Consider the following 1423-nt stretch of genomic DNA (forward strand, 5'->3'; position numbering starts at 1 on the left):
CGTGCCGCAACTCTATGAATGGGTTTTGAACGGCTATATGTCGCGATATTTTTTAAGCATGTTAAAAAACTCTGTGGGTTTGGGTAACATCACCCTTGTTACACACAAAGCAACCAAATACTCAAAAAGTTGCCAAATGACGATGAGACCTAGTTAGGGTCGATGAGGATAAATCATGAAAGCAGTGCGATTAAATCTTGAAGATAGACAAGCTTGGCAGAAATTGCAGCATGTTCTGACTAGTCTTGCTTCCGATTATATGGATCTAGTGGCTGCTGAGCAAACGGAATTTAAGTTTGAGCAGCAAATTCTATCCATTGCTTTTACCCTGATTGCTTCTGATGCCGATCGCGATCGCCTCAACGAATTTACACAAAGCATTGATCGATATTTCAATCGCCTACAGTTAATTGGGGTACGGCGTATTGAATGGGAATTTTATGTAATTGGGGAAGCAACGCCATTCTTAGCGCAGGGTCGTGATATTCGACTAATCGATGCACCAGCACCTTTACCGCAAAATGCCCTTGCGCGTAATGATGCTAGACGATCGCCTGTGCGTAATGCTACCGAGAGTTCTCTTTCTAAAGGGAAATCGAAAGTTAGCAATCTAGTACGCCGTTTTCGTGGCTGGTTAGTCGATCCTAAGACTATCCAAGCAGCTCGCACCGCCAGCCGCATCACGATTCGCGATCCTAGGGGCGCTTTAGATGCAGTGCGAATTAATGCGATCGCAAAGTTTAATGACACTATCCAATGGGTTGATACTTTCCCTTGGGAAACTTGGACAAAGGAAAAAGCACAGCAAATCAAACGTCGTCACCAACGCAATTTGGTGCGATCGGTAATTGAAGATGTTCTAATTGTTGGGGTGATGGTCATAGCTGCCTTGTGGTTGATCGAGTCTTTATCTGGTCCGTCATTTAACTTGGCACTTTTGCCTAAGCAACATCATGATACCAACATGACTAGTGCCCAGTACCGTTGCGGCAATCCTGCTATAAATCTCAAAAACTATGTCTGCCTGAATCGGGGAATGCGTTACGACCAAGTGGCAAGTATTTTAGGAACTGAAGGAAAACCCTTGGGAATTGATCGCAAGTTTGGGGAGCGGGCCGTGGTAATTAGTTGGACAAGTTCTGACCTAAGTATGAATGCTACTTTTGTTAACGATCAATTAGTATCAAGAGCATATCGACAAGTTAACGCAAGCAAATAAGATGCAAAAGGCTCGCTTTGCGAGCCTTTTGCATCTTATTAACTGATGTTACGTGGAAGCAGGGATTTGGGCTTGGAGACCAAGCCCCTACCTATACAAAAAATGTAGGGGTTTGGTCTCCAAACCCTCTTTCAATATGACATTGAAATATCAGGATGATTTTTGTTCCACGTAACATCAGTTATTAAAAAGGGAGAGTCGGCG

1 protein-coding gene is annotated in these 1423 nt (G+C 43.6%); it reads left to right on the forward strand.

From position 1 onward, the window contains the following. Nucleotides 1–175: 175 nt before the first annotated feature. Nucleotides 176–1219 carry a hypothetical protein gene (locus tag APA_RS07250; RefSeq protein ID WP_201321630.1) on the forward strand — a complete coding sequence of 348 codons (1044 nt, stop codon included), beginning with the start codon at nt 176–178 and terminating at the stop codon, nt 1217–1219. Nucleotides 1220–1423 lie beyond the last annotated feature (204 nt).

The organism is Pseudanabaena sp. lw0831 (assembly GCF_016584665.1).
GTDB lineage: Bacteria > Cyanobacteriota > Cyanobacteriia > Pseudanabaenales > Pseudanabaenaceae > Pseudanabaena.

Bases quoted from the DNA above. Each gene is read 5' to 3' on its own strand.
- APA_RS07250 (WP_201321630.1), top strand. From the start codon at position 176: ATGAAAGCAGTGCGATTAAATCTTGAAGATAGACAAGCTTGGCAGAAA.